Here is a 22,455-nt window from a genome sequence, read left to right on the forward strand (position 1 = left end):
GCGGAAGGAGGGAGCGCGATGAGCGGAGGGACGCGGCGGCCCGACGGGCAGAAACCCGGCCCGGAGGGTGCGTCGGAGCCGACCGGGCTGATGGATCTGCTGGGCGTCGCCGCGGTGCTGCTGGAAGCGGACGGCCGGATCGACATGTGGAGTCCGCAGGCCGAGGAACTGTTCGGCTACGCCCGCGCGGAGGCGGTCGGGCAGTACGCGGCGCCGCTGCTGCTGCGCCCCGAGCACCGCAAGGCGGCGCTGCACCTGTTCGGCGAGGTGATGGAGACCGGCCGGGGCTGGGCGGGGGCGTTCCCCATCCGGCACAAGGACGGCAGCACCAGAACGGTCGAGTTCCGCAACATGCGGCTCACGGACCACCTCGGCGACCACTACGCGCTCGGGCTGGCCACCGACCGGTGCACCCTGCGCCGGGTGGAGCGCGACACGGCCCTGTCCGCCCGCCTGTTCACGCAGGCCCCGATCGGGCTGTCCGTCCTCGACCTGGCGCTGCGCTACGTCGTCGTCAACCCGGCCCTGGCGGCCATGCACGGCGTCCCCGAGGCCGACCATGTGGGCAAGCGCTTCGACGAGGTGCTGTCCGGAGCCGCGTTCCGGGCGGTCGAGGCCTCCATGCGCGAGGTGCTGGAGACCGGTGTGCCGGTGGTGAACCGGCAGGTGGTGGGCCGCACCGCCGCCGACCCGGACAACGACCACGCGTGGACGATATCGCTGTACCGGCTGGAGGACCACCAGGGGCACACCCTGGGCCTCGCCACGGTGGCGGTGGACGACACCGACCGGTACCGGGCCGCCCGGGAGGTCGAACGGGCCCAGCGGCGGCTGCGGCTGATGGCCACCGGCTCGGCCCGCATCGGCACCACCCTGGAGGTGGAGCGGACGGCGCGCGAGCTGGCCGACGTCCTGGTGCCCGAGCTGGCCGACATGGTCGCGGTGGACCTGCTGGACAGCATGCTGCGCACCGCCCGCACGGACCCGGACGAGGGGCCGCCCCTGTTCCGCGCGCTCGCGGTGAAGACCGCCTACTCGACGGACGCCGTCGGGGCGTTCGTGCCGCCCGGCAGGCTCACCGTCTACCACGCGGACCATCCGGCGGCCCAGTGCATCCGCAACGGCCGTCCGCTGCTGATCACCCACCTGGAGAGCCGCGAGGTGAGCCGGGTCGCCGCCGATCCCGACGCCGCCCGGCTGCTCGCCCAGGCCGGGGTGCACACCGACATCACCGTCCCGCTGATCGCCCGCGGCCAGTGCATCGGCGTCATGAGCCTGGCCCGCGCCCGCAACCCCGCGCCCTTCGACGAGAACGACCTCGCCCTGGCCTGCGAACTCGCCTCGCGCGCCGCGCTGAGCATCGACAACGCCGTACTGCACCACCACACCCGCCGCACCGCCGAGGCCCTGCAACGCAGCCTGCTGCCGCGGCTTTCGCCCTGCCACCCGGGCCTGGAGGTGGCCGCACGGTACCGGCCCGCGCAGGCGCTGAGCGAGGTCGGCGGCGACTGGTACGACGTCATCCCGCTGGAGGGCGACCGCACCGCGCTCGCGGTGGGCGACGTCATGGGCAGCGGCATCCCGGCCGCGACCACCATGGGCCGGCTGCGCACCGCCACCTCCACACTGGCCGACCTCGATCTCGATCCGGCGCGGATCCTCACCCACCTCGACCGGATCACCCTCGGCCTGGACCCCTACATCGCCACATGCGTGTACGCGGTGCACGATCCCCGCCGGTACCGCCTGGAGGTGGCCTCCGCCGGTCATCTGCCGCCCGTCCTGATCCCCTCCGGCGGGCCGCCGCGCCTGCTGGACCTGCCCACCGGCACCCCGCTGGGCGTCGGCGGGGTGCCCTTCGAGTCCACCACGCACGACCTGCGCCCCGGCGACCAACTGGTGCTCTACACCGACGGGTTGGTGGAGACCCGCAACGACCCGATCGACACCCGGCTCGGGGAGCTGCTGCGGCTGCTGGCGCCGCCGTACCGCTCCGTGGAGGACACCTGCGACCGACTGCTGCACGAGTTGCGGCACCCGGCGGGCCACGACGACGTCGCCCTGCTCATCGCGTCCGTGCTGCCGCTGGAGTACTGAGCCTTTCGGTGGATCCCGCCGAGGAGCCTCAGCGGCCCGTGAGCAGGCCGAGCACCTGGGGCCGGACGACGGCCCACGCGGCGGCGGGCAGGCCGTCGAGCGCGGTGGCGCGCAGCAAGCGGAGGGTCTCCTCCGGGCCGCCGCCCGCGGCGACCTCGGTGTCGAGCACGTCGTAGCCGTCCCGTACGGCGACCCGGACGCGCGCCGCGGCGCCGTCGCCGGGGTGCAGGGCGCAGGCCACGACCAGGGGCGGCGGGCCGCCCGCCGCGGCGGGGAGCTTGCGGTACGCGCAGGCGAGCGGCGTGCGCCAGCGCAGGGCGAGCAACAGCGGGCGCTTGGCCACCACTTCGGCCAGGTCCGTCTCGTGGCGGCCGTCCGGTTCCAGCACCGTGGCCCGGGCGTCCAGGACCAGCGCCGCGGGCAGCAGACAGCGCAGGGCGCTGCCGACGAGGTTGCCGCCGACCGTGGCGGTGCGGCGGACGGCTCCGGTGCCCACGCCGACGGCCGCGAGGCGCAGCACGTCGGGCACCCGGCCGTCGATCTCCCCGAGCAGCACGGCGGCGCCGAGCGTCTCGGGCCCGATGACGTTGGCCTCCGGCAACCGCCGCAGGGACATGGCGAGTTCGGGGAATCCGTCGCGCTGCCAGGCGGCCCACGCCAGGGTCGCGCCGCCCACCGGGACGGCCCCCTCGGCCAGACACTCCCGCGCTTCGGACACGGACTCGGGCAGACGCAACAGCACGGTGACCCACCTGCCTTCCTTCCAGGTCCCGCAGTCTGCTCGCACGGACGGGGGCGCGTACAGGGCTCACACGGGCAGCCCGCGCGCCGCCAACGCCGTTGCGCGCGGGGGCCTTTGAGGGTGGTCGGGACCACCGGCCCCGGTCACCGGGTCGGGCGGCCCTGGGGCCGGGGGCGGCGCACGCGGGAGGCTGAGGGCGCTGCACCGAACGATCGGCCCGTGAGGACCGGAAGGACCGGAAGCCCCGTTCTCGGGCATCCCCCGCGGGACCCCTGAAGCCTCGCTCCGGCGCCGCGCGGCGGGCAGGGGCCCGAGGGTCCCGGTGCGGGGCCGGCCGGCCCCGAGGCGGGCACCATGACGGTCGCGACCGCTTGTGCTCGACCGGCGACCGGTCCTGCACGGGTTCGTCCGCCGCCACCGCGTGTTCCGGCCAGGACGCGACAACGCACGACGGTGGTGGGCCGATTGCGCTGGGATGTCCACAGCGGCACGAGCGACTTGGCGGGATGGACATGAATGCTTGCGTGGACGAGCGGGCCTGTGCGGCGGGCCCCGCGGCGGCCCCCCGGCCGTGCGGCTGCGGCGCCCGGCCGCCGCGGGGCGGCCCGTCGACGGCCGAGGAGCGGTTCCGCGGGCTGCTGGAGGCGGCACCCGACGCCATGGTGATCGTGGACGACACCGGGACGATCCGGCTGGTCAACGCCCAGACCGAGGCCCTGTTCGGCTACCGCCGCGAGGAACTGCTGGGCCGCCCGGTGGAGTTGCTGGTACCGCACCGCTTCCGCGAGCACCACACCCGGCACCGCGCCGGCTACGCCGCCAACCGGCAGGTGCGGCCCATGGGCGCGGGCCTCGAACTGCACGGACTGCGCAAGGACGGCAGCGAGTTCCCCGTGGAGATCAGCCTGAGCCCGCTGGAGACGGCGGACGGCCTGCTGGTCTCCGCCGCCGTGCGCGACGTCAGCGACCGCAAGGCGGCCGAGGCCCGGATCAACGAACTCGCCGCCCTGGTGGAGTCCTCCCAGGACGCCATCCTCGCCAAGACCCTGGACGGGGAGATCACGTACTGGAACGCCGCGGCCGCCCGGCTGTACGGCTACTGCGCCGAGGAGGCCGTGGGCCGCCATGTCTCCATGCTCGCGCCCGCCGAACTCCAGGACGACATCTGGGCGTTGCTCGAACGGCTGCGCAAGGGCGAGAAGGTCGAGCACTTCGAGACGCTGCGGGTCACCAAGGACGGCTCGCTGCTGGACGTCGACGTCACGCTGTGGCCGACCCGGGACGCCGGCGGCACGGTCGTCGGGGCGTGCGCCATCGTCCGCGACATCAGCGACCGCAAGCAGGTGGAGGCGGAGCTGACGGCCCTGCTGGAGCAGCAGCGGCACATCGCCCTGACCCTGCAGCGCAGCCTGATGGGCACGCCGCCCGCGCTGCCGGGCCTGGACACCGCGAGCCGCTACCGGCCGGCCACCCAGGGCGCCGGTGTCGGCGGCGACTGGTTCGACCTGATACCGCTGGGCGCCGGGCGGGTCGGTGTCCTCATCGGCGATGTGATGGGCCGCGGCCTCGAAGCCGCCGCCGTGATGGGCCAGTTACGCTCGGCGGCGCACGCGCTGGCCAAGACGGGCATGCAGCCGCGCCAGCTGATGCAGTCCCTGGACTCGGTGGTCGCCGACCTGGACGTGCCGGACCAGCTGGTCACCTGCTGCTACCTGGTCGTCGCGCCGGACGACGGCACCGTCACGGTCTGTTCGGCCGGGCACCTGCCGACCCTCGTCGTCGGCCCCTGGGAGGGCGTGCGCGCGCTGCCCGCGCCGGTCAACGCCCCGCTCGGGGTCGGCGGGGTGCTGTACGAGCAGTCGTGCTCGCACATCGCCCCCGGCGCCACGCTCGTGCTGTACACGGACGGGCTGATCGAGACGCCGGGCAGCGACATCGAGGCCCGGGTCGGTGAACTCACCGCCGTGCTGGACGCCTTCTTCCCGCGCTCCACCAACCTGGAGGCGGCCGCCGACCATGTGCTGGCCCAGCTGCTGCCGGACGCCGACGGTCACGACGACGACGTGACCCTGCTGTTCGCCCAGCTCCCGGCGGCGCCGCTGGCCGCCGTCACCACGGAGCTGCCGGCGACCGCCGCCGCCGTCCCGGAGGGCCGTGCCTTTCTGCGCCGGACGCTGGTCTCCTGGGAGTGCGCCGAACCGGCCGACGACGCGCTCCTGCTGCTGTCGGAGATCCTCACCAACGCGGTGCGGCACGCCGAGGGCCCGGTGGGCCTGCGGCTGTGCCGTACCGCCACGGAGCTGACCGTGGAGGTCGGCGACCGCAGCCCGCAGCTCCCCCGGCCCCGGCACGCCACCGGGGACGACGAGTCCGGCCGGGGCCTGTTCCTGGTCCGCACCCTCGCCGACAGCTGGGGCGTGCGCCCGACGGACGAGGGGAAGACCACCTGGTTCACCCTGAAGGTGTGAGCGGGCGGACCAGGGCCGACCGGCCCTATGCCGTACCCGGTCCCCGTGGGGACGATGGACCGGTGCTCCAGAACGACGGCTTTCGCGCACTCGACCGGCAGATGTGCCTGCGCCTGCTGGCCAGGGTGCCGGTCGGCCGGGTCGTGTACACCAAGCAGGCGCTTCCCGCGGTCCTCCCGGTCAACTTCTGCCTCGACGCGGATTCCTCGGTGCTGCTGCGCACCTCGGCCGGCTCGGAGCTGGTGCGCGCCATCGACGGCGCCGTGGTCGCCTTCGAGGCGGACGAGTTCGACGCCGCGACCCGCTCCGGCTGGAGCGTGGTCGTCACCGGCCGCGCCCGTCTGCTGGCCGACGCGGACGCCCGCGCGCCGTGCCCCGCCGGCGGACCGGACTCCTGGATGCCGGTGCGCGACGACGTGCTCGTCCGGATCGAGTCCGAGGTGGTCACCGGCCGGGAACTCGGGGGTGCGTGACCGCGTCCGCCCCGGCCGGCGGGCCGCCCCCGGTCAGTGGGCCGTCCAGCCGCCGTCCAGGACCAGGGACGTGCCGGTGACGAAGGACGCCCGCGGGCCGCACAGGTAGGCCACCGCCTCGGCGACCTCCTCGGGTTCGATCAGCCGGCGCACCGCGCTGTCCTTCAGCAGCACCTCGGACAGCACACGCTCCGGCGGGATGCCGTGCGCCCGCGCCTGGTCGGCGATCTGCTTCTCCACCAGCGGCGTGCGGACGTAGGCCGGGTTCACGCAGTTGGAGGTGACGCCGTGCGCGGCGCCCTCCAGCGCGGCCGTCTTGGACAGCCCCTCCAGACCGTGCTTGGCGGCCACATAGGCGGACTTGAACGCCGAGGCGCGCAGGCCGTGCACCGAGGAGACGTTGACGATCCGGCCCCAGCCCCGCGCGTACATGTGCGGCAGGGCGCCGCGGACGAGCCGGAAGGGTGCCTCCAGCATCACGGTCAGCACCGTGTGGAAGACGTCCGGCGGGAACTCCTCGATGGGCCGCACCAGTTGCAGTCCCGCGTTGTTGACCAGCACATCGGTGCCGGCGGCGACCGCCTCGGCGGCGTCGAGGTCGGTCAGGTCGAGGACGTGCGGGAGCACGTCGCCCGCGAGGTCCGCGGCGCCCCCGGCCTCCTCGGCCAGCCGGGCCAGCCCCTCCTCGTCCCGGTCGACGGCTCTGACCTGGGCGCCCGCGGCGGCCAGGCGCAGCGCGCAGGCGCGGCCGATACCGCTCGCGGCACCGGTGACCAGGGCCGTTCGGCCGACGAGATCAAGGGCGGGGGGCTGGGTGCTGGTGGTCATGAGCCGACCCTAGGCGAAGCGGCGGGCCGGGCGGCGCCGACTCAGCCGGGCGTCGCCGGAGCGAACCAGGTGGGCTCCTCCGTCAGGGCCTGCTTGATCCGGAACAACGCGAAGTCGTGCAGGTCGGGCAGCGCGTCCACCGCGAACCAGCCGACCTCCAGCGACTCGTCGTCGTTGACCCGGGCCTCGCCGCCCACCGCCTTGCAGCGGAAGGTGATGTCCATGTACTGGCAGACGTCGCCGTTGTCGTAGGTGACCGGCTGCAGCGCCTGCACCAGGACGACGCGTTCGGGCACGCAGTGCACCGCCGTCTCCTCGTGGACCTCGCGCACGGCGCAGTCCGCGGGCTGCTCACCCGGCTCCGGGATGCCGCCGATCACCGACCATCTGCGGGTGTCGGAGCGCCGGCCGAGCAGCACCCTGCCCTCGTCGTCGAAGACGATCGCGGTGACCCCGGGCAGCCAGAGCAGCTGCCGGCCGGCCGTGGCCCGCAGCGTGCGGATGAAATCGGGAGTAGCCATGGGAGCGACCCTAACCGGCCGCCCCGCCCGCGCGCCGCGCCCGCAGCCGGTTGCCGGCGGCCAGGCCGAGCCCGCCCACGGCGACCACCACCAGCGCCATCTCCGGCAGGATGCCCAGCTCGGTGGCGGGCGTGGTGGAGGTGCGCAGCGGCACCTTCTGCTCCAGGTAGGCGGGCACGAACATGCCGGTCTTCTGGGTGATCTTCCCGTCCGGCATGATGACCGCGCTGACCCCGCTGGTCACCGGCACGGTCACGGTGCGGCTGTGCTCGACGGCGCGGATGCGGGACATGGCGAGCTGCTGGTAGGTCATCTCGCTGCGGTCGAAGGTCGCGTTGTTGCTGGGCACGGAGATCATCTCGGCGCCGTGCGTCACGGTGTCCCGCACGGCCCAGTCGAAGGCGGCCTCGTAGCAGGTGGCGAGGCCGACCTTGGCGCCGTCCATGTCGAACACGCCGGGCTTCGAGCCCCGGCTGAAGTCCTGGCGGACCATGCCGGTCCAGTCCTTGTTGACGGACCCGACGAGCCCGCGCAGCGGCAGGTACTCGCCGAACGGCTGGATCTGGCGCTTGTCGTACGTCCGCGTCGGGCCCTTGGCGGGGTCCCAGAGGATCTGCTCGTTGAGCAGCCTGCCGTTCTTCTCGACGACGGCGCCGACGGAGATGGGCACCCCGATGGCGTCGACCGCCTCGTCGATGACGGCGGCGGCGTCCGGGTTGGCGTAGGGGTCGATGTCGGAGGAGTTCTCCGGCCACAGCACGAAATCGGGCCTGGGGACCTTGCCCGCCCTGACGTCGGCGGCGAGCTTGAGGGTCTCGCGCACGTGGTGGTCGAGCACCGCCCGGCGCTGGGCGCTGAACTCCAGCCCGGAGCGCGGCACGTTCCCCTGGATCACGGCGACCGTGCGGGTGCCGTCCTCGGCCTTGTCGCTCACCAGGGTGCGCGCGGCGACCGCGCCCGCCACCGGTACGGCCACGCTCAGCAGCGCCGCCGCGGCCGTGGCCCGCCGCACGGTCCGGGACCGGCGCCGGTGCGCGAGGAGGCGGACCACCTCGCAGAGCCCGAACCCGCACAGGACGACCGCGAAGCCCAGCACGGGCGTGCCGCCGACCGCGGCCAGCGGCAGGAAGACGCCGTCCGCCTGCCCGAACGCGACCTTGCCCCAGGGGAAGCCCCGGAAGGGCACGCGCGCCCGTACGGCCTCGCCCGCGATCCACACCGCCGCCGCCCACACCGGCCAGGCGGGCAGCTCGGCGACGGCGGCGACGCCCACGCCGACCAGCGCGACGAAGACCGCCTCCACGGCGACCAGGGCCAGCCAGGGGCCGGGGCCGACCTCCACGCCGGTCCACACCAGCAGGGGCAGTAGAAAGCCGAGGCCGAACAGGTAGCCGAGGCCGAGGGCCGCCTTCCAGCCACGGCCGCGCAGCACCCATCCGAACCCGGCGAACGCGGGCAGGGCCAGCCACCACAGGGGACGCGGCGGGAAGCTCGCGTAGAGGAGCACTCCGCAGAGCGCGGAGACGACGGCCGGGACCAGACCCGGCAGCCGGCGTCGCAGGGCGCCGGGCGCGGAGGACGGCCGGAGCCGGTCCGGCTGGTCCACGGAAGCAGCGGTGACGGTCACCCGGGTGAGTGTACGGCGGCTGACCTCGGCGTTGACAGCCGCGGTCCGGGGGCCGGACGCCCGCACCGGGTGGTCAGGCCGCGGTGCCCGGCGTGATCGAGCGCAGTCGGGCCCTGATGATCCGCACGGCGGACTCCGCGTTGTCCACGGTGATGGTGAAGGTGTGCCCGTCCCACAGGTTCAGCACGATGCCCTCGCCCCGGCGCACGACGACCGCGGTGCCCTTCTCGGGACGCCACCGGTAGCCCCAGCCGCCCCACTGGCGCGGGGTCACCACGGCGGTGAAGTCGGCGCCCGCGACATGGGAGAGGGGGATGCGCCGGCGCGGCAGCCCGATGTGGCCGCAGCGCACCTCGACGCACTCGCGGTCCAGCCTGAGGTCCACGTGGACGAAGGCGAGCGTGCCGAAGAGGACGAGCAGACCGGCGGCGATGCAGCCCACCACGGACATCGCGAGCGCCGGGACGGAGGACGTCCAGGCGGAGTCCACGGCCAGCTTGATCCCCAGGGCCAGGCAGGCCGCTCCGACCAGTGCGAGCAGCCACTGCACACGGTTGGTGGCGCGTCCGGTCCAGATGTCGGGGGTGGGGGTGTCCTCGGCGTGGGGCTGGTCCCTCATGGTTATGAGGTTACTCAGGTTTCGCCGCGTGGGTACCGGGTCCCGGAGGGTGACTGCGCCGTGCGGCGGTCCGCCTCGCGGCCGGGCGCCGGCTCACCCGCGGTCGGCGTACCGTCCCACCGCCGGCAGCAGCCGGCCCTCGGCGTAGTGCAGCGCGGCCGCCGGCAGCTCGCCCTCGCGGCCGCTGAGCAGCACCGTCAGGCCGCCGTCGGCGGGGGCGCCGGTGGCGGGCTGTTCGCCGAGGCGGCGCAGCGCCTGGGCGGCCACCGCGCCGGCGGAGCCGTGCAGGACCAGCGGGGCGGCGCCGGGGCGCTGGACGGCGGCGCGAATGCGTTCGGCCACCAGTTCGTAGTGGGTGCAGCCCAGGACGACGGTCGTGACGTCGTCGGGGGTCAGCGCGGCCGCCGCGGTCACGGCCGCCTCGATCGCCGCCTCGTCGGCGTGTTCGACGGCTTCGGCGAGTCCCCAGCACGGCACCTCGGTCACCGGCACCCCGGCGGCGAAGTCCTCGATGAGTCCGCGCTGGTAGGCGCTGCCGGTGGTGGCGGGGGTCGCCCAGATCGCGAAGGGCCCGCCGCCGGCCGCGGCCGGCTTGATCGCCGGCACGGTGCCGATCACCGGGATGCCGGGCTCCAGCCGGGCGCGCAGCGCGGGCAGGGCGTGCACGCTGGCCGTGTTGCAGCCGACGATCAGCGCGTCGGGACGGCGGGCCGCGGCGGCCTCGGCGACGTCCAGCGCGCGCCGGGTGAGGTCCTCGGGGGTGCGCGGTCCCCAGGGCATGCCGTCGGGGTCCAGGGAGAGAACGAGATCCGCGTCGGGCCGCAGGCGCCGTACCGCGGCGGTGGCCGCGAGCAAGCCGATTCCGGAGTCCATGAGCGCGATCTTCACCCGGCCACGATAGACGATCCGCTCATGTGAACGGCTCGGGTGGGGCAGACTGCGGCCGTGAGTGCCTTCCTGTGGATCACCGTCGTCTCGCTGGCCGCCTGGTGCTGGCTGCTGCTGGGCCAGGGCTTCTTCTGGCGCACGGACGTGAGGCTGCCGTCGCGCCGGGAGCCCGCGTCATGGCCCTCCGTCTGCGTGGTCGTACCGGCCCGGGACGAGGCCGGCGTACTGCCCGCGAGCCTGCCGTCGCTGCTGGCGCAGGACTATCCGGGGCGGGCGGAGGTCTTCCTGGTGGACGACGGCAGCACGGACGGCACCGGGGAGCTGGCCCGCGAGCTGTCCGGGCGGCACGGCGGGCTGCCGCTCACGGTGACGTCGCCGGGCGAGCCCCCCGCGGGCTGGACGGGCAAGCTGTGGGCGGTGCGGCACGGCATCGCGCTGGCGCGGGCGCGCGAGCCCGAGTACCTGCTGCTGACCGACGCGGACATCGCGCACGCCCCGGACAGCCTGCGCGAGCTGGTGGCGGCGGCCGGCACCGGCGGCTTCGACGTGGTGTCGCAGATGGCGCGGCTGCGGGTGGAAAGCCGGTGGGAGCGGCTGGTGGTGCCGGCGTTCGTGTACTTCTTCGCGCAGCTGTATCCCTTCCGGTGGATCGGCCGTACGGGTTCGCGCACGGCGGCCGCGGCGGGCGGCTGTGTGCTGCTGCGGACCGCCATGGCGGAGCGGGCCCGGATCCCGGACGCCATCCGGCACGCGGTCATCGACGACGTCTCCCTCGCCCGCGCGGTGAAGGGTGCGGGCGGGCGGGTCTGGCTGGGGCTCGCCGACCGGGTGGACAGCGTGCGGCCCTATCCGCGGCTGCACGACCTGTGGCGGATGGTCTCGCGCAGCGCCTATGCCCAACTGCGGCACAACCCACTGGTGTTGCTGGGCACGGTGGCCGGTCTGGCGCTGGTGTACCTGGTGCCGCCGGTGGCCGTCGTCTGGGGCGCGGTGGCCGGCAGCGCGACGACGGCACTCGCCGGCGCGCTGGCGTGGGCGGTGATGGCGGGCACGTACGCGCCGATGCTGCGCTACTACCGGCAGCCCCTGTGGCTCGCCCCGCTGCTGCCGTACACCGCGTTCCTGTACCTGCTGATGACGGTGGACTCGGCGGTGCAGCACTACCGGGGGCGCGGGGCCGCCTGGAAGGGCCGTACGTACACCCGGCCCGGTGCCGTGCCGGACGAGGGCTGAACCGGTCTCACTTGCGGCCGGGCGTCCAGTTCATGCCCCAGCCGTAGGCGCGGTCCACGGTCCGCTGCGGGCTCACCCCGCGCTCGGGCACGAGGTAGCGGGCCTCGCGCCGCACGACGAGGTCGCCGCCGTCGTTGGTGAGCAGGGCGAGGGCGCACACCGTGGACGGGACGGTGCACTCGTCCAGGGCGAAGTCGACGGGGGCGCCGTGCTGCGGCCGGAGGGTGACGGTGGCGTGCAGTCCGGCGAAGGAGGTCGCGCCCTCGTAGATGGTGACGAAGACCAGGACACGCCGGAGTTCGCGCCGGTGGTCGAGGTTGAGGGTGAGGTTCTCGCCGCTCTCGACGGCTCCGGTGCGGTCGTCGCCGTCGAGGTGGATGTACGGCGGCCGGTGCAACGATCCGAAGGCGTTGCCGAGCGCCTGTACGACCCCCTTGCGGCCGTCCGCGAGTTCGTACAGGGCGCACAGGTCGAGATCGAGGCCGCCCGGCCCGCCGCCCCGGCGCGCTCCCCATCCCGGAAAGCCTTGCCGCGCCTGCCAGTTGAGGTTCACCCGCATCACGCCGGAGGTGCCGCCCTGCTTGGCGAGCGAGACGGAGGGCGCGGATTTGGTGAGGGTGACCCTGGAGGGGCGGGCCGGGGGCGCGGGGCGGCCCGTGGGGGGCTCCTCTGCGGTGACGCCGAAGGCCGCGGCCAGGCCGTCGAGTCCGTTGTCGTACCCCTGGCCGACGGCGCGGAACTTCCAGCCGCCCTGGCGGCGGTAGAACTCCCCGAGCAGCAGGGCGGTCTCCACGCTCGCGCCCACGTCGTCGAAGCGGGCGGCGACCCGGCCGGTCGCGGGGTCGCTCACCTCGATGTACAGGTCCGGGACCTGTCCGAAGGCGCCGCCGTCGGCCGACACGGCGAAGACGATCCGGTCGATCGCGCCCTCGACGCGCGGGAGGTCGACGGACAGGGTGTCCACGACGAGCGGGCCCCGCGTCCGCTCCCCCTCGTGGCGCACCGCGCCGGAGGGGTGCGCGGGCCGGTCGCGCTGGACGAAGTCGGCGGCGGAGCGCACCTTTCCCGCGGCGAGCAGCAGCGCCGAGGCGCGGGCACCGGGTACGCCGGGTCCGTGACGCCGGCCCAGTTCGACGCGCAGCGCGGTGGCCGGAACCGGTGTGTTCGATCCCTTCAGCATGGACATGGGGACCCCCTCGGCTGCGGCCCGCGCTGTCCGCGGACGTCCGGATCATCCCTTCCTGCCCAGCCTGTTCCCGGCCATGCTCAACTCCTCGGCGCGGGGCGGGGAAAGACAGTGGAAGATCGCCGGTCAACCGCCGGTAACCCCGCTGAAACATCCGGCTCTTACACGATCCATACGTTGATCACTACACCTTTTCGGCTGGTTCTTCCGAAATGAGGATCGCCGGTCACCGCCGACACGGAAAACAACCCTCTTATCGGTCTCCCCAACCAGCACATCGTGGGCTTAACTTATGTGCCATGACCTCCCCCCGCTCCACTTATGGTGGCGGCTATTACTCCGCCTCCTTCCGGGACACTCCCATCTACGACTCGCTGGTGGCCGAGCGGGGAACCCCGCAGATCGCCCCGATCCGGGTCCCCGCCGCCTACGACACCGGCGGCAGCCTGCCCGCTCTGCCGTCGGCCCTGCCCGCCCTCCCGGCGGCGCCCTCCCCGCAGCCCCAGGCGCCGGTCTACGGCTACCCGCAGCAGCAGGCTCACATGCCCATGCAGCAGGCGCCCACGGCGTACATCCCGCAGCAGGCGAGCGCCCCGCGCGGCTATCCCGGCCCGCAGGCCCCGCAGCAGCGTCCGATGGCGCCGGGCACCGGGTACGAGGCGATGCGTCCGGCCGCGCCACGGCCGGTGCAGCCTCCCTACCAGGACCCGTACAACCACCCGCAGCAGCGCGGTTACTGACAGGCACCACCCGCTGTCGGTGACACCTGGCACGATGGCGACATGGATATCGCCGAAGTGCAGTCGATCCACCTCTACCCGGTCAAGGCTTTCCGGGGCCTCGCGTCCGCGTCCGCCGTGGTGGAGCCCTGGGGCCTGGCCGGAGACCGGCGCTGGACACTGGTCGACGCCGAGGGGAAGGTCGTCACCCAGCGGGAGCAGCCGCGCCTCGCACTCGCCGCCGCCGAGCCACTGGCCGGCGGCGGTGTGCGTCTGTCCGCGCCCGGGCGGGAGCCGCTGACGGTCGAGGTGCCGGAGCCGGTGGCCACCGTGCCGGTGAGCATATTCGGGACGAAGGTCGAGGCGGTGCCGGCCGCCCCCGAGGCGCACGCCTGGAACAGCGCCTACCTCGACCAGGACGTACGCCTGGTCCACCTGGACGACCCGGCCACCCGCCGCCCGGTCGACCCGGACTACGCGCTGCCGGGCGAGACGGTCGCGTTCGCCGACGGCTACCCGCTGCTCGTCACCACGACGGCCTCCCTGGACGCCCTCAACTCCCTGATAGCCGAGGGGAGTCACGCCCATGAGGGGCCGCTGCCGATGAACCGCTTCCGGCCCGGCGTCGTGGTGGCCGGGACCGAGGCCTGGGCCGAGGACGACTGGGCGCGCGTCTCGGTCGGCGAGGTGGTCTTCCGCGTCGCGCGGACCTGCGGCCGCTGTGTGGTGACCACCACCGACCAGGACACCACCGAGCGCGGCCGGGAGCCGCTGCGGACGCTGGCCCGCCACCGCAAGTTCGGCGGCAGCCTGGTCTTCGGCCAGTACCTCGTGCCCGTCTCCGGCGGCACCATACGCACCGGCGACCCGGTGCGCGTGCTCGAACGGCGGACGGACCGGTAGCCGGCGGCCGGCGATCCGCGGGGACCGTCCGGTGCGGCGAGGTACCCGAAACCGGTTCGCCGATCCGGGAACCCTGCGGCCCTTCCTCGTCGTTGAGGTGACATGAGAAAGGCATGAGACGCCGCGGCCCCGACCGGCCGCGGCGGACATGGGGGTGGGGACGATGCGGGCAGTCACCGGTCTGTGGCGCTGGAGACGCAATCCGCTGTGCCGCGCGACCGATCTGGCCGAGGCCTGGGTGGCGCTCGTGGCACTGGTGCTGATCGCCGTGGTGGCGCCGGTGACCGGCGCCCTGGTCGGCGCCGCCGCCGACGGCTCGCTGCAACAGGCCGCGCGGCAGCAGCACCACGCCCGCCGTCTCGTCACCGCCACCGTGGTGCGCGAGGTGCGCGACTCCCCGCTGGAGACCGACCCGGAAAGCTCCGGCGCGCGCGAGCCCCGGACCCGCGTCGTCGCCGACTGGACCGCGCCGGACGGCACACCGCACCATGGCGCGGCCCTCGCGGAGCTCAAGTCCCCGCACCCGGGGGACCACTTCGGACTCTGGACGGACCGGCACGGCCGAATAACGACCCGACCGCTGGACTCGGCCACGGCGACGACACACGCCGTCCTGGCCGGATTCGGCGCGGCACTGCTGACCGCGGCCCTGGTCGAGACCATCCGGCACATCGCCGTCTGGCACCTGGTCCGCCGCCGCTACGCACGCTGGGACCAGGACTGGGACCGGGTGGGCCCGGACTGGGGCAAGGCGGGCACCGGCAGCTGACCGGCCGCCGGCTGTGGTCAACCACCCCGAGCGCACACGCTACGGTGGACCGGCCGAAGCGCTTTCGGCGACAACCCGCGGGCGGGCACACCGCAGGGGCGCGCAGCGACGCGGGAGCACGAACGGGCAGGCCTCCGGGCCGAGCGCGCTCGCGGTCCCAACACCGCCGCCCCCACGGGGCGTCGGCCATCAGTACGACGAGGTGGGGGCACAGCAACGCCATGGCACAGGGCACGGTCCAGGTGACGCACACCGGTACGTCGCGGTGGCGGCGCCGCACGGGTGAGTACGCTTCGCTCGCCGCCGCCCTGGAGGCCGCCGCCGACGGCGACGTCCTCACCATCGCCCCCGGCACCTACCGGGAGAACCTCGTCGTGCAGCGCGCGGTGACCCTGCGCGGGCCCGAGGGCTCGCCCGGCTCGGTGCGGATCGCGCCGGTGGACGGGGTGCCGCTGACCGTGCGGGCCTCGGCGGTGGTGCACGACCTGCATGTGGAGGGCCAGGACTCGGCCGCGCCCGCGCTGCTGGTCGAGGAGGGCACACCCGAGCTGACGGACATGCGGATCGTCACCCGCTCCGCCACCGGGATCGAGGTGCGCGGCGCGGCCCGGCCGACCGTGCGCCGCTGCACCGTGGACAACCCGGCCGGCATCGGCATCGCCGTACTCGACGGCGGCAGCGGGGTGTTCGAGGAGTGCGAGGTCGTCGCCGCCGGACAGGCCGGCGTCGCGGTCCGCGGCGGCGGCCATCCGCGCCTGGACCGCTGCCGGGTGCACCACGCCTCGGGCACCGGCTGCACCGTGACCGGCGAGAACTCCGCACTGGAGGCGGTCGGTTGCGAGATCTACGAGGTGCGCGGCTCCGGGGTGCAGGTCACCCAGCGGGCCACCGCGCACCTGACCGACTGCGATGTGCACCGCACCACCGCCGACGGCGTCACGCTGGACACGGACGCGGTGCTCACCCTGGCCGACTGCCGCATCCACGACATCCCGGAGAACGCGGTCGACCTGCGCTCGCGCTCGGTGCTCACGCTGACCCGGACCACGGTCCGCCGGTTCGGCCGCAACGGGCTGTCGGTGTGGGACCCGGGCACCCGGGTGGACGCCAACCAGTGCGAGATCTTCGACAGCACCGGCGACTACCCGGCGGTGTGGGTGAGCGACGGCGCCACCGCGGTGCTCGACTCCTGCCGGGTGCACGACGTGCCGGACGCGCTGTTCGTGCTGGACCGCGGCTCGCGCGCGGACGTGGTGGACAGCGATCTGTCGCAGGTGCGCAACACGGCGGTGTCGGTGAGCGACGGGGCGACCGCGCAGCTGGACGACTGCCGGATCCGCGAGGCGGCGACCGGCGCCTGGTTCCGGGACCACGGCAGCGGCGGCACCCTGAACAACTGCACCGTGGACGGCACCCAGACCGGTGTGATCGTCACCAAGGGCGCCGATCCGACCATCGAGCGCTGCACCGTCGACTCCCCCGCCGAGGCCGGTTTCTACGTCTCCGCGGGCGGCCGGGGCAGCTTCCTGAACTGCCGGGTCAGCGGCAGCGGCGGCTACGGCTTCCATGTGATCGACGGCTGCCGCACCACCCTGCGCCGGTGCCGCACCGAGCGGTGCGCGCGCGGCGGCTACGAGTTCGCGGACGGCGGCCCGGACGCCGGATCCGGGTCGGGTCCGGTCGTGGAGGACTGCACCAGCGACGAGAGCGGCGGCCTGCGGCCCCCCGCGGCGCGGGAGACCGCCGTGCAGACGGTGCCGTCCTCGGCCGGGCTGCTCGGTTCGGTCCCCGGGCAGCGCGGCACGGAGCCGCAGGCACCCGCCCCCGTGCCGGAGCCGGAGCGACCCTCGCGGACGTCCAAGGACGTGCTCGGCGAACTCGACGCGCTGGTGGGCCTGGAGAGCGTCAAGCGCGAGGTGCGGGCACTGACCGACATGATCGAGGTGGGCCGGCGCCGGCAGCGGGCGGGCCTCAAGGCGGCCTCCGTCAAGCGGCACCTGGTCTTCACGGGCTCCCCCGGCACCGGCAAGACGACCGTCGCCCGGCTCTACGGCGAGATCCTCGCCTCCCTCGGCGTGCTGGAGAACGGCCACCTGGTCGAGGTGTCCCGGGTGGACCTGGTCGGCGAGCACATCGGCTCGACCGCGATCCGCACCCAGGAGGCCTTCGAACGGGCGCGTGGCGGGGTGCTGTTCATCGACGAGGCGTACGCGCTGTCGCCGCAGGACGCCGGGCGCGACTTCGGCAAGGAGGCCATCGACACGCTGGTGAAGCTGATGGAGGACCAGCGGGACGCGGTGGTGGTGATCGTCGCGGGCTACACGGCGGAGATGGAGCGCTTCCTGTCCGTCAACCCCGGTGTGGCCTCCCGTTTCTCCCGCACCATCACCTTCGGCGACTACGGCCCGGAGGAACTACTGCGGATCGTGGAGCAGCAGGCCGACGAACACGAGTACCGCCTGGGCCCCGACACGGCCGAGGCCCTGCTGAAGTACTTCGCGGACCTGCCGAAGGGCCCCGCCTTCGGCAACGGCCGCACCGCCCGGCAGACCTTCGAGGCGATGGTCGAGCGCCACGCGGGCCGGGTGGCCCAGTTGCCGGACCCCAGCACGGACGACCTGACCCTGCTCTATCCCGAGGACCTGCCGGAACTGCCCTGACGGCCATTGCCGTCGGACCGTGCCCCCGGTTCCGGGCGGGGGGCGGGCAGGTCCGCGGACAGCCGGGCCAGCAGGTCGGCCCGGACGCGCGCGAAGACCGGGTCGGCCTGGTAGTCGGAGTGGCCGAGGATCGGGCCCGGCAGCGGGTGCTCGGGCGTGCGGCCGTAGGCGAGGGGGTCGCGCAGCGGTTCGTGGTCCACGGGCGGGCGGCCGTCGTCCGCGATCCGTACCGGCCCGCCGATGGGGTCCGTACGGCGGTACAGATTGCTCCAGCAGGCGATGTCGCGGTGCAGGCCGGCGAGCGCCGCGGGCCCGAAGTGGGCCGGGAACCAGCGGCCGTACAGGCGTTCCAGCGGCGAACCGTACGTCAGCAGCGCGATCCGTCCACGGGTGGCCGGGGACAGTTGCCAGGCCGCCGCGGCGGCGAGCACGGTGCCCTGCGAGTGACCGGACAGCACCAGCCGGCCCCCGGTGGCCCGGGTCCAGGTCGCCATCCGCCACGTCAGATCGGGCACCGCGCGCTCGGCGTAGCACGGCGGGGCGAAGGGGTGCGCGGCGCGCGGCCAGAAGGTGCCGACGTCCCACAGGATGCCGACGGTGCGCCGGGCCCCGGCGTCCTTGTAGGCGCGCCGGCCCCAGGTGACGAACAGCAGGAAGCCGAGCCCGACCAGCCAGGAGCCCAGCCCCTGGCAGACGGCGGCGGCGATCCGCACGGCGTCGGCTGTGCCGCGGGCCGCGCCGTCCGGGGTCTTCCCGGTGAGCAGGGCGCCGGCCAGCGCGGCGCCGCCCAGTACCAGGGTGGTGACGGAAAGCACCCCGAGGACGAGGGGTGCGCGATCGGTGAGGGCCGCCATGGCCCGGGTGTGGGCGATGGCCCGGGTGCGCGCCGGGTCCTCGGGCTCCCCGGCGTACTCCCGGTTCACCCGGGCCCGCTCGGCCCGGGCCGTGCGCCCGGCGCCGGCGAGGAGCCGTCCGGCGAGCGCCAGCAGCACCACGATGACCGGGGGGATCACCGACGCCTGCCAGGTCAGCAGGACCGGTGGCCCCGCGAGCGAGCCCCCGTCGCCGTCCAGCCAGTCGGCCACCCGCTGGGCGACCCCGCCGGACATCACCCCGCCCAGCGCGCAGGCGAGCAGCGCGGTCGCGGGACCGCCCAGGCCGCGCATGCAGGTGCGTGCGGCGTCGGGGCGGCGCCGGTCTTGCGGGGCGAGGTGGCGGCGGCCGTCGGCCGTCCGGCGGTACAGCCCGCGCGCCACCACCCCCAGGGCCACCACCAGCATCCCCTGCGCCAGCATCAGGGCGCCGAACACCGGGTCGCCCGGTAACCGTCCCGCCGACCGCCACCCGGGGCGGGACCAGCCGGTGTAGAGGACGGCGAGCGCCAGCAGGACCAGGGTGGCGAGGGGCAGCAGGCGTACCAGGTGCCGGTCGAGCCGCTGGTCGAGCTGGTCCTCGTCACGGCCGCGGCGGCACACCACCGCCACCGCCGCGAGGGCCCCCGCGAGGAGCAGCGCGGTCAGCAGCCAGCTCAGGGCGTCCAGCGCCGCGGGTCCGCCGGGCCGGTGGTCGAAGCGGGCCGCCGGTGTCACGAGGGCGGCGGCGACCGTCAGCAGGCCGGCCGCGGTGTGCGCGGCGCGCAGCCGGGCGACCAGCCGGCGCCCGTACCAGAAACCGGGCCGGGCCAGGGCGCTGCCGCCCGGTTCGGGTGCCGATTCGGGGACCTGGACCAGGGGGCGGTGGGACTCGTACGCGTTCCAGGTGCGGTGCGCGAGGTACCAGAGCAGGGCGACCAGAGCGCCCGGCACCAGCGCCGCGAGCGCGAGGCGCCGTCCCGGCTGGGCCCACCAGCCGCCCGAGGCGCCGAGCAGCTCGGCCCACCGCCGCACCCCCGTCCCCTCGGCCGTGTCGGGGGTGAGGAAGGCCAGCCAGAAGTGGCGGCTGGCACAGGCGGAGGCGCCGGCGCACTGCCAGGCGGCGAGGTCGAGGGCCACCTCGCAGGCGGCGGCGACCAGCAGCAGGGTGAGGGTGAACGCGATCAGCCGCACCAGGAGGCCGTAGAGCCGCACGGTGCGCGGCCGGTCCGGGGCGGCGGGCCGCATCCAGTGGGCGAGGTTGACCACCATGAACGGCAGCAACAGCAGCCACAGCGCGCGCCCGGAGTCACCGGAGGTGAGGTTGCACCAGACGTACGCCTCCTGCACCGGTTCGCCGCGGGAGCGGGCCGGTGTCCCGCCGTCCGGGCCGGTGGCGGGTGCCACGTCCTCGGCGCGCCGGAAGACGGCGGCCGTGTCGTCGCCGGTGATCCGGACGGTGCGCGCGTCGCCGAGCATCTTCTCCGGCGTGGTGCCGCCGACCCCGTGCACCAGCAGTTCCAGTCCGGCCACCGACTCGGCCGTGCGACCGGGTCCGTCCGTGACCGGTTCCCGGCCGACGGGCCGTTCGTGAGCACGTTCCACTGTTCCCTCGCGATGCCGTGAACGCCTGTGTCCGCGCGCCGACCAGGATGTCCTGTCACGGTGCGCCGCGCACCCCTCGTCACCGAATCTCCCCGATCCGTGCGACGGCGTGTGCGAGCGGCCGCGCCGCGAGCGGCGGGCAGGCGGTGGCGCACCTGCCGCCCACCCGTGAAAAGATGGGACGCCCGCGCATCCCTCGGACCGACGAAAGCACTGGTCGAGGACGGGTGCGCCGGGTGTGACGAACGGCTGGCGGCGAAAGGACCGGAGCGTACGTGAGCGAGAATCACCACCTGCTCGCGGAGCAGCGCCGCGCCCTGATCCTGGACGAGGTCCGGCGCCGCGGTGGTGCCCGGGTCAACGAGCTGACCCGCAGGCTCGGCGTGTCGGACATGACCGTACGCCGTGACCTGGACGCGCTGGCCCGGCAGGGCGTGCTGGAGAAGGTGCACGGCGGCGCGGTCCCGGTGGTCGAGGCGAGCACCCACGAGCCGGGCTTCGAGGCGAAGTCGGGTCTGGAGCTGTCGGCCAAGGAGGACATCGCGCGGGCCGCCGCCCGGCTGGTCAGCCCCGGCACCGCGATCGCCCTGTCGGGCGGTACGACGACCTACGCGCTCGCGCAGCACCTGCTGGAGGTGCCCGAGCTGACCGTGGTGACGAACTCGGTGCGGGTCGCGGACGTCTTCCATGCGGCGCAGCGGCTGTCGGGGCAGCGGCAGGGCGGGGCCACGGTGGTGCTGACCGGCGGGGTGCGCACCCCCTCGGACTCGCTGGTGGGGCCGGTGGCCGACCAGGCGATCGCCGCCCTCCACTTCGATCTGCTCTTCCTCGGGGTGCACGGCATATCGGTCGAGGCGGGGCTGTCCACGCCGAACCTGGCGGAGGCCGAGACCAACCGCCGTCTGGTGCACTCGGCGCGGCGGGTGGTGGTCGTCGCCGACCACACCAAGTGGGGCACGGTGGGCCTCAGTTCGTTCGCCACACTGGGGCAGGTGGACACCCTGGTGACCGACTCGGGCCTGCCGCAGGAGGCGCGCGCCGAGGTCTCGGAGCGTCTGCGTCGGCTGATCGTGGCCGGGGAGCAGGACACCGAGGACGCGGGCGTGGCCGACGAGGGCCCGGAGGACGAAGCCGACGACGCCGAGAATCCCGACGACACCGACGACAACTGACCCGACGTCAACTACCCTCCCCCGCACGGCACACGCGCGCCGAAGACGAGCGGTTCCCGTTCCCCGCACGGGTGTTGCGACCGAGGAGGCTTCGTCATGCCCCAGCGTCTGCGTCCGGTCGGACCGGACTTCGTCGACCGGGCACCGGTACGGCTGGTGTTCGGCCGGGACATGGCCGCCGCACCGGAGTCGGTGTACCGGGGCCTCGCCGAGGACGTGACCGGTCTGCCGCAGTGGTTCCCGGCCGTGACCGCCGCCCGGCCGACGGAGGGCGGGCGCGAGGTGCGGCTGCGCGGCGGCCTCCGTTTCCGGGAGACGGTTCTGGTGGCCGAGGGGCCCGGGGTGTACGCCTACCGTGTCGACGTCACGAACACGCCGGGCGCCCGCGCCTGGGTGGAGGAGTGGCGGCTGACCCCGGCCGGTGCGGGGACCCGGGTCCGGGTGACCTACGCGCTCGACGGCACGGCCGCCTTCCGGCTGGGCTGCCGGCTGGCCGCACCGGGCGTGGGCGGCGCCGTCCGGCGGGCGATCGCGGCCCTGGACCGGCGGCTGGCCTGAGCCGGCCGCGGCGGCCGTGCGCCGTCCGGTCCGGGAACCAAACCACCACCGACGCGATATCCGATGTATTCGGCTGACACGGGTGGGCGCATTGGTGTGCGCGGGGCGCGCACCGGAACCAAATTCAACAGACCGGAAGATCAATACTTCCGAGCGCCTGCACAACAGACGCTATTTCCCAACCATGGCCGAATGACGACTTATTGGCGGTCTCCTCTTCTGCTTCATTGGAACGCGTTGTGTCGCACCTACCGAGGAGGCCGCATGGCCGAAGTCAAGAAGGTCGTCCGCCCCGCGATCACCGCGTCGTCCCGCCCCTGCGCGTTCGTCTCGCCGGACAAGGGCAACGCCCCGACCATCACTCCCGTCCGCAAGGAGGCCGAGCCCGTCTCTGCCCCTGCTGAGCAGCGGAAAGAGTGTGCGTCGGCCTGACGGCTGACGTCTTCCGGGGCCCGGTCCACGGGCCGGGCCCCGGTCTTGCGCGAACCGGGCCCCGGACCGGGCCGGTTCGCCCCCCCAACGGCTCCGTGCCGCAC

General features: G+C 74.4%; 19 protein-coding genes. 11 read left to right on the plus strand and 8 right to left on the minus strand.

Going from position 1 to position 22,455, the window contains the following annotated elements; translation table 11 throughout:
- The first annotated feature begins 18 nt into the window (after nt 1-18).
- Nucleotides 19-2,097 carry a SpoIIE family protein phosphatase gene (locus ACSP97_RS04460; RefSeq protein ID WP_355327033.1) on the plus strand — a complete coding sequence of 693 codons (2,079 nt, stop codon included), beginning with the start codon at nt 19-21 and terminating at the stop codon, nt 2,095-2,097.
- A 28-nt stretch (nt 2,098-2,125) separates the two neighbouring features.
- Here the strand turns inward: ACSP97_RS04460 and ACSP97_RS04465 are convergent, their stop codons facing one another.
- Nucleotides 2,126-2,839 carry an FAD binding domain-containing protein gene (locus ACSP97_RS04465; RefSeq protein WP_440556389.1) on the minus strand — a complete coding sequence of 238 codons (714 nt, stop codon included), beginning with the start codon at nt 2,837-2,839 and terminating at the stop codon, nt 2,126-2,128.
- Nucleotides 2,840-3,351: 512 nt separating this feature from the next.
- Here ACSP97_RS04465 and ACSP97_RS04470 point away from each other — a divergent pair.
- Together ACSP97_RS04470 and ACSP97_RS04475 are read left to right on the plus strand one after the other, a co-directional pair.
- Nucleotides 3,352-5,307 carry a PAS domain S-box protein gene (locus ACSP97_RS04470; RefSeq protein ID WP_388291007.1) on the plus strand — a complete coding sequence of 652 codons (1,956 nt, stop codon included), beginning with the start codon at nt 3,352-3,354 and terminating at the stop codon, nt 5,305-5,307.
- Between the two features lie 62 nt (nt 5,308-5,369).
- Nucleotides 5,370-5,780, plus strand: coding sequence for a pyridoxamine 5'-phosphate oxidase family protein (locus tag ACSP97_RS04475; protein ID WP_355149031.1), 411 nt, complete (start codon nt 5,370-5,372; stop codon nt 5,778-5,780).
- Nucleotides 5,781-5,813: 33 nt separating this feature from the next.
- Here the strand turns inward: ACSP97_RS04475 and ACSP97_RS04480 are convergent, their stop codons facing one another.
- From ACSP97_RS04480 to ACSP97_RS04500, 5 genes are all read right to left on the minus strand, one after another.
- On the minus strand, nt 5,814-6,608 hold the full coding sequence (locus ACSP97_RS04480; protein ID WP_355149033.1) for a 3-hydroxybutyrate dehydrogenase: 795 nt from the start codon (nt 6,606-6,608) through the stop codon (nt 5,814-5,816).
- A gap of 41 nt (nt 6,609-6,649) precedes the next feature.
- Nucleotides 6,650-7,129, minus strand: coding sequence for an NUDIX hydrolase (locus ACSP97_RS04485; RefSeq protein ID WP_355149035.1), 480 nt, complete (start codon nt 7,127-7,129; stop codon nt 6,650-6,652).
- Nucleotides 7,130-7,139: 10 nt separating this feature from the next.
- A complete protein-coding gene (gene lnt, locus ACSP97_RS04490; protein ID WP_440556391.1) occupies nt 7,140-8,756 on the minus strand; it encodes an apolipoprotein N-acyltransferase in 1,617 nt (538 codons plus the stop codon).
- Between the two features lie 73 nt (nt 8,757-8,829).
- A complete protein-coding gene (locus ACSP97_RS04495; protein WP_355149039.1) occupies nt 8,830-9,375 on the minus strand; it encodes a hypothetical protein in 546 nt (181 codons plus the stop codon).
- Between the two features lie 93 nt (nt 9,376-9,468).
- The gene (locus tag ACSP97_RS04500) at nt 9,469-10,263 is read right to left on the minus strand and encodes a glutamate racemase (protein WP_388312673.1); all 795 of its coding nucleotides are present in this window, start codon (nt 10,261-10,263) and stop codon (nt 9,469-9,471) included.
- Between the two features lie 57 nt (nt 10,264-10,320).
- Between ACSP97_RS04500 and ACSP97_RS04505 the strand changes: the two genes are divergently transcribed.
- Nucleotides 10,321-11,496 carry a glycosyltransferase gene (locus ACSP97_RS04505; RefSeq protein WP_358272676.1) on the plus strand — a complete coding sequence of 392 codons (1,176 nt, stop codon included), beginning with the start codon at nt 10,321-10,323 and terminating at the stop codon, nt 11,494-11,496.
- Between the two features lie 7 nt (nt 11,497-11,503).
- On the opposite strand, the gene ACSP97_RS04510 is transcribed toward ACSP97_RS04505, so the two are convergent.
- Entirely contained in the window at nt 11,504-12,676 is a 1,173-nt protein-coding gene (locus ACSP97_RS04510; protein WP_388291010.1) for a TerD family protein, read from the minus strand.
- 305 nt (nt 12,677-12,981) lie between these two features.
- Between ACSP97_RS04510 and ACSP97_RS04515 the strand changes: the two genes are divergently transcribed.
- The 4 genes from ACSP97_RS04515 (at nt 12,982) to ACSP97_RS04530 (ending at nt 17,733) form a co-directional block, all read left to right on the plus strand.
- Nucleotides 12,982-13,422, plus strand: coding sequence for a DUF6643 family protein (locus tag ACSP97_RS04515; RefSeq protein WP_355149045.1), 441 nt, complete (start codon nt 12,982-12,984; stop codon nt 13,420-13,422).
- Nucleotides 13,423-13,464: 42 nt separating this feature from the next.
- On the plus strand, nt 13,465-14,304 hold the full coding sequence (locus ACSP97_RS04520) for an MOSC domain-containing protein (RefSeq protein ID WP_355527079.1): 840 nt from the start codon (nt 13,465-13,467) through the stop codon (nt 14,302-14,304).
- 163 nt (nt 14,305-14,467) lie between these two features.
- A complete protein-coding gene (locus tag ACSP97_RS04525) occupies nt 14,468-15,073 on the plus strand; it encodes an Rv1733c family protein (RefSeq protein WP_440556394.1) in 606 nt (201 codons plus the stop codon).
- A 221-nt stretch (nt 15,074-15,294) separates the two neighbouring features.
- On the plus strand, nt 15,295-17,733 hold the full coding sequence (locus ACSP97_RS04530) for a right-handed parallel beta-helix repeat-containing protein (RefSeq protein WP_388290394.1): 2,439 nt from the start codon (nt 15,295-15,297) through the stop codon (nt 17,731-17,733).
- Here ACSP97_RS04530 and ACSP97_RS04535 read toward each other — a convergent pair.
- Nucleotides 17,703-20,189 (minus strand): hypothetical protein, encoded by a 2,487-nt coding sequence (locus ACSP97_RS04535; protein ID WP_440556396.1) that lies wholly within the window; start codon nt 20,187-20,189, stop codon nt 17,703-17,705. The two genes, ACSP97_RS04530 and ACSP97_RS04535, sit on opposite strands and share 31 nt — an antisense overlap.
- 275 nt (nt 20,190-20,464) lie before the next feature.
- On the opposite strand from ACSP97_RS04535, the gene ACSP97_RS04540 reads away from it, so the two are divergent.
- The 3 genes from ACSP97_RS04540 to ACSP97_RS04550 all read left to right on the plus strand — a co-directional run bounded on the left by ACSP97_RS04540 (nt 20,465) and on the right by ACSP97_RS04550 (nt 22,351).
- Nucleotides 20,465-21,361 carry a DeoR/GlpR family DNA-binding transcription regulator gene (locus tag ACSP97_RS04540; protein ID WP_382012607.1) on the plus strand — a complete coding sequence of 299 codons (897 nt, stop codon included), beginning with the start codon at nt 20,465-20,467 and terminating at the stop codon, nt 21,359-21,361.
- 96 nt (nt 21,362-21,457) lie between these two features.
- The gene (locus tag ACSP97_RS04545; protein ID WP_440556398.1) at nt 21,458-21,919 is read left to right on the plus strand and encodes an SRPBCC family protein; all 462 of its coding nucleotides are present in this window, start codon (nt 21,458-21,460) and stop codon (nt 21,917-21,919) included.
- Nucleotides 21,920-22,183: 264 nt separating this feature from the next.
- The gene (locus ACSP97_RS04550) at nt 22,184-22,351 is read left to right on the plus strand and encodes a hypothetical protein (RefSeq protein ID WP_180332364.1); all 168 of its coding nucleotides are present in this window, start codon (nt 22,184-22,186) and stop codon (nt 22,349-22,351) included.
- The last annotated feature ends 104 nt before the right edge of the window (nt 22,352-22,455 follow it).

The sequence above is a fragment of the Streptomyces sp. SCPE 10 genome (assembly GCF_051980735.1).
GTDB classification, from domain to species: domain Bacteria; phylum Actinomycetota; class Actinomycetes; order Streptomycetales; family Streptomycetaceae; genus Streptomyces; species Streptomyces misionensis.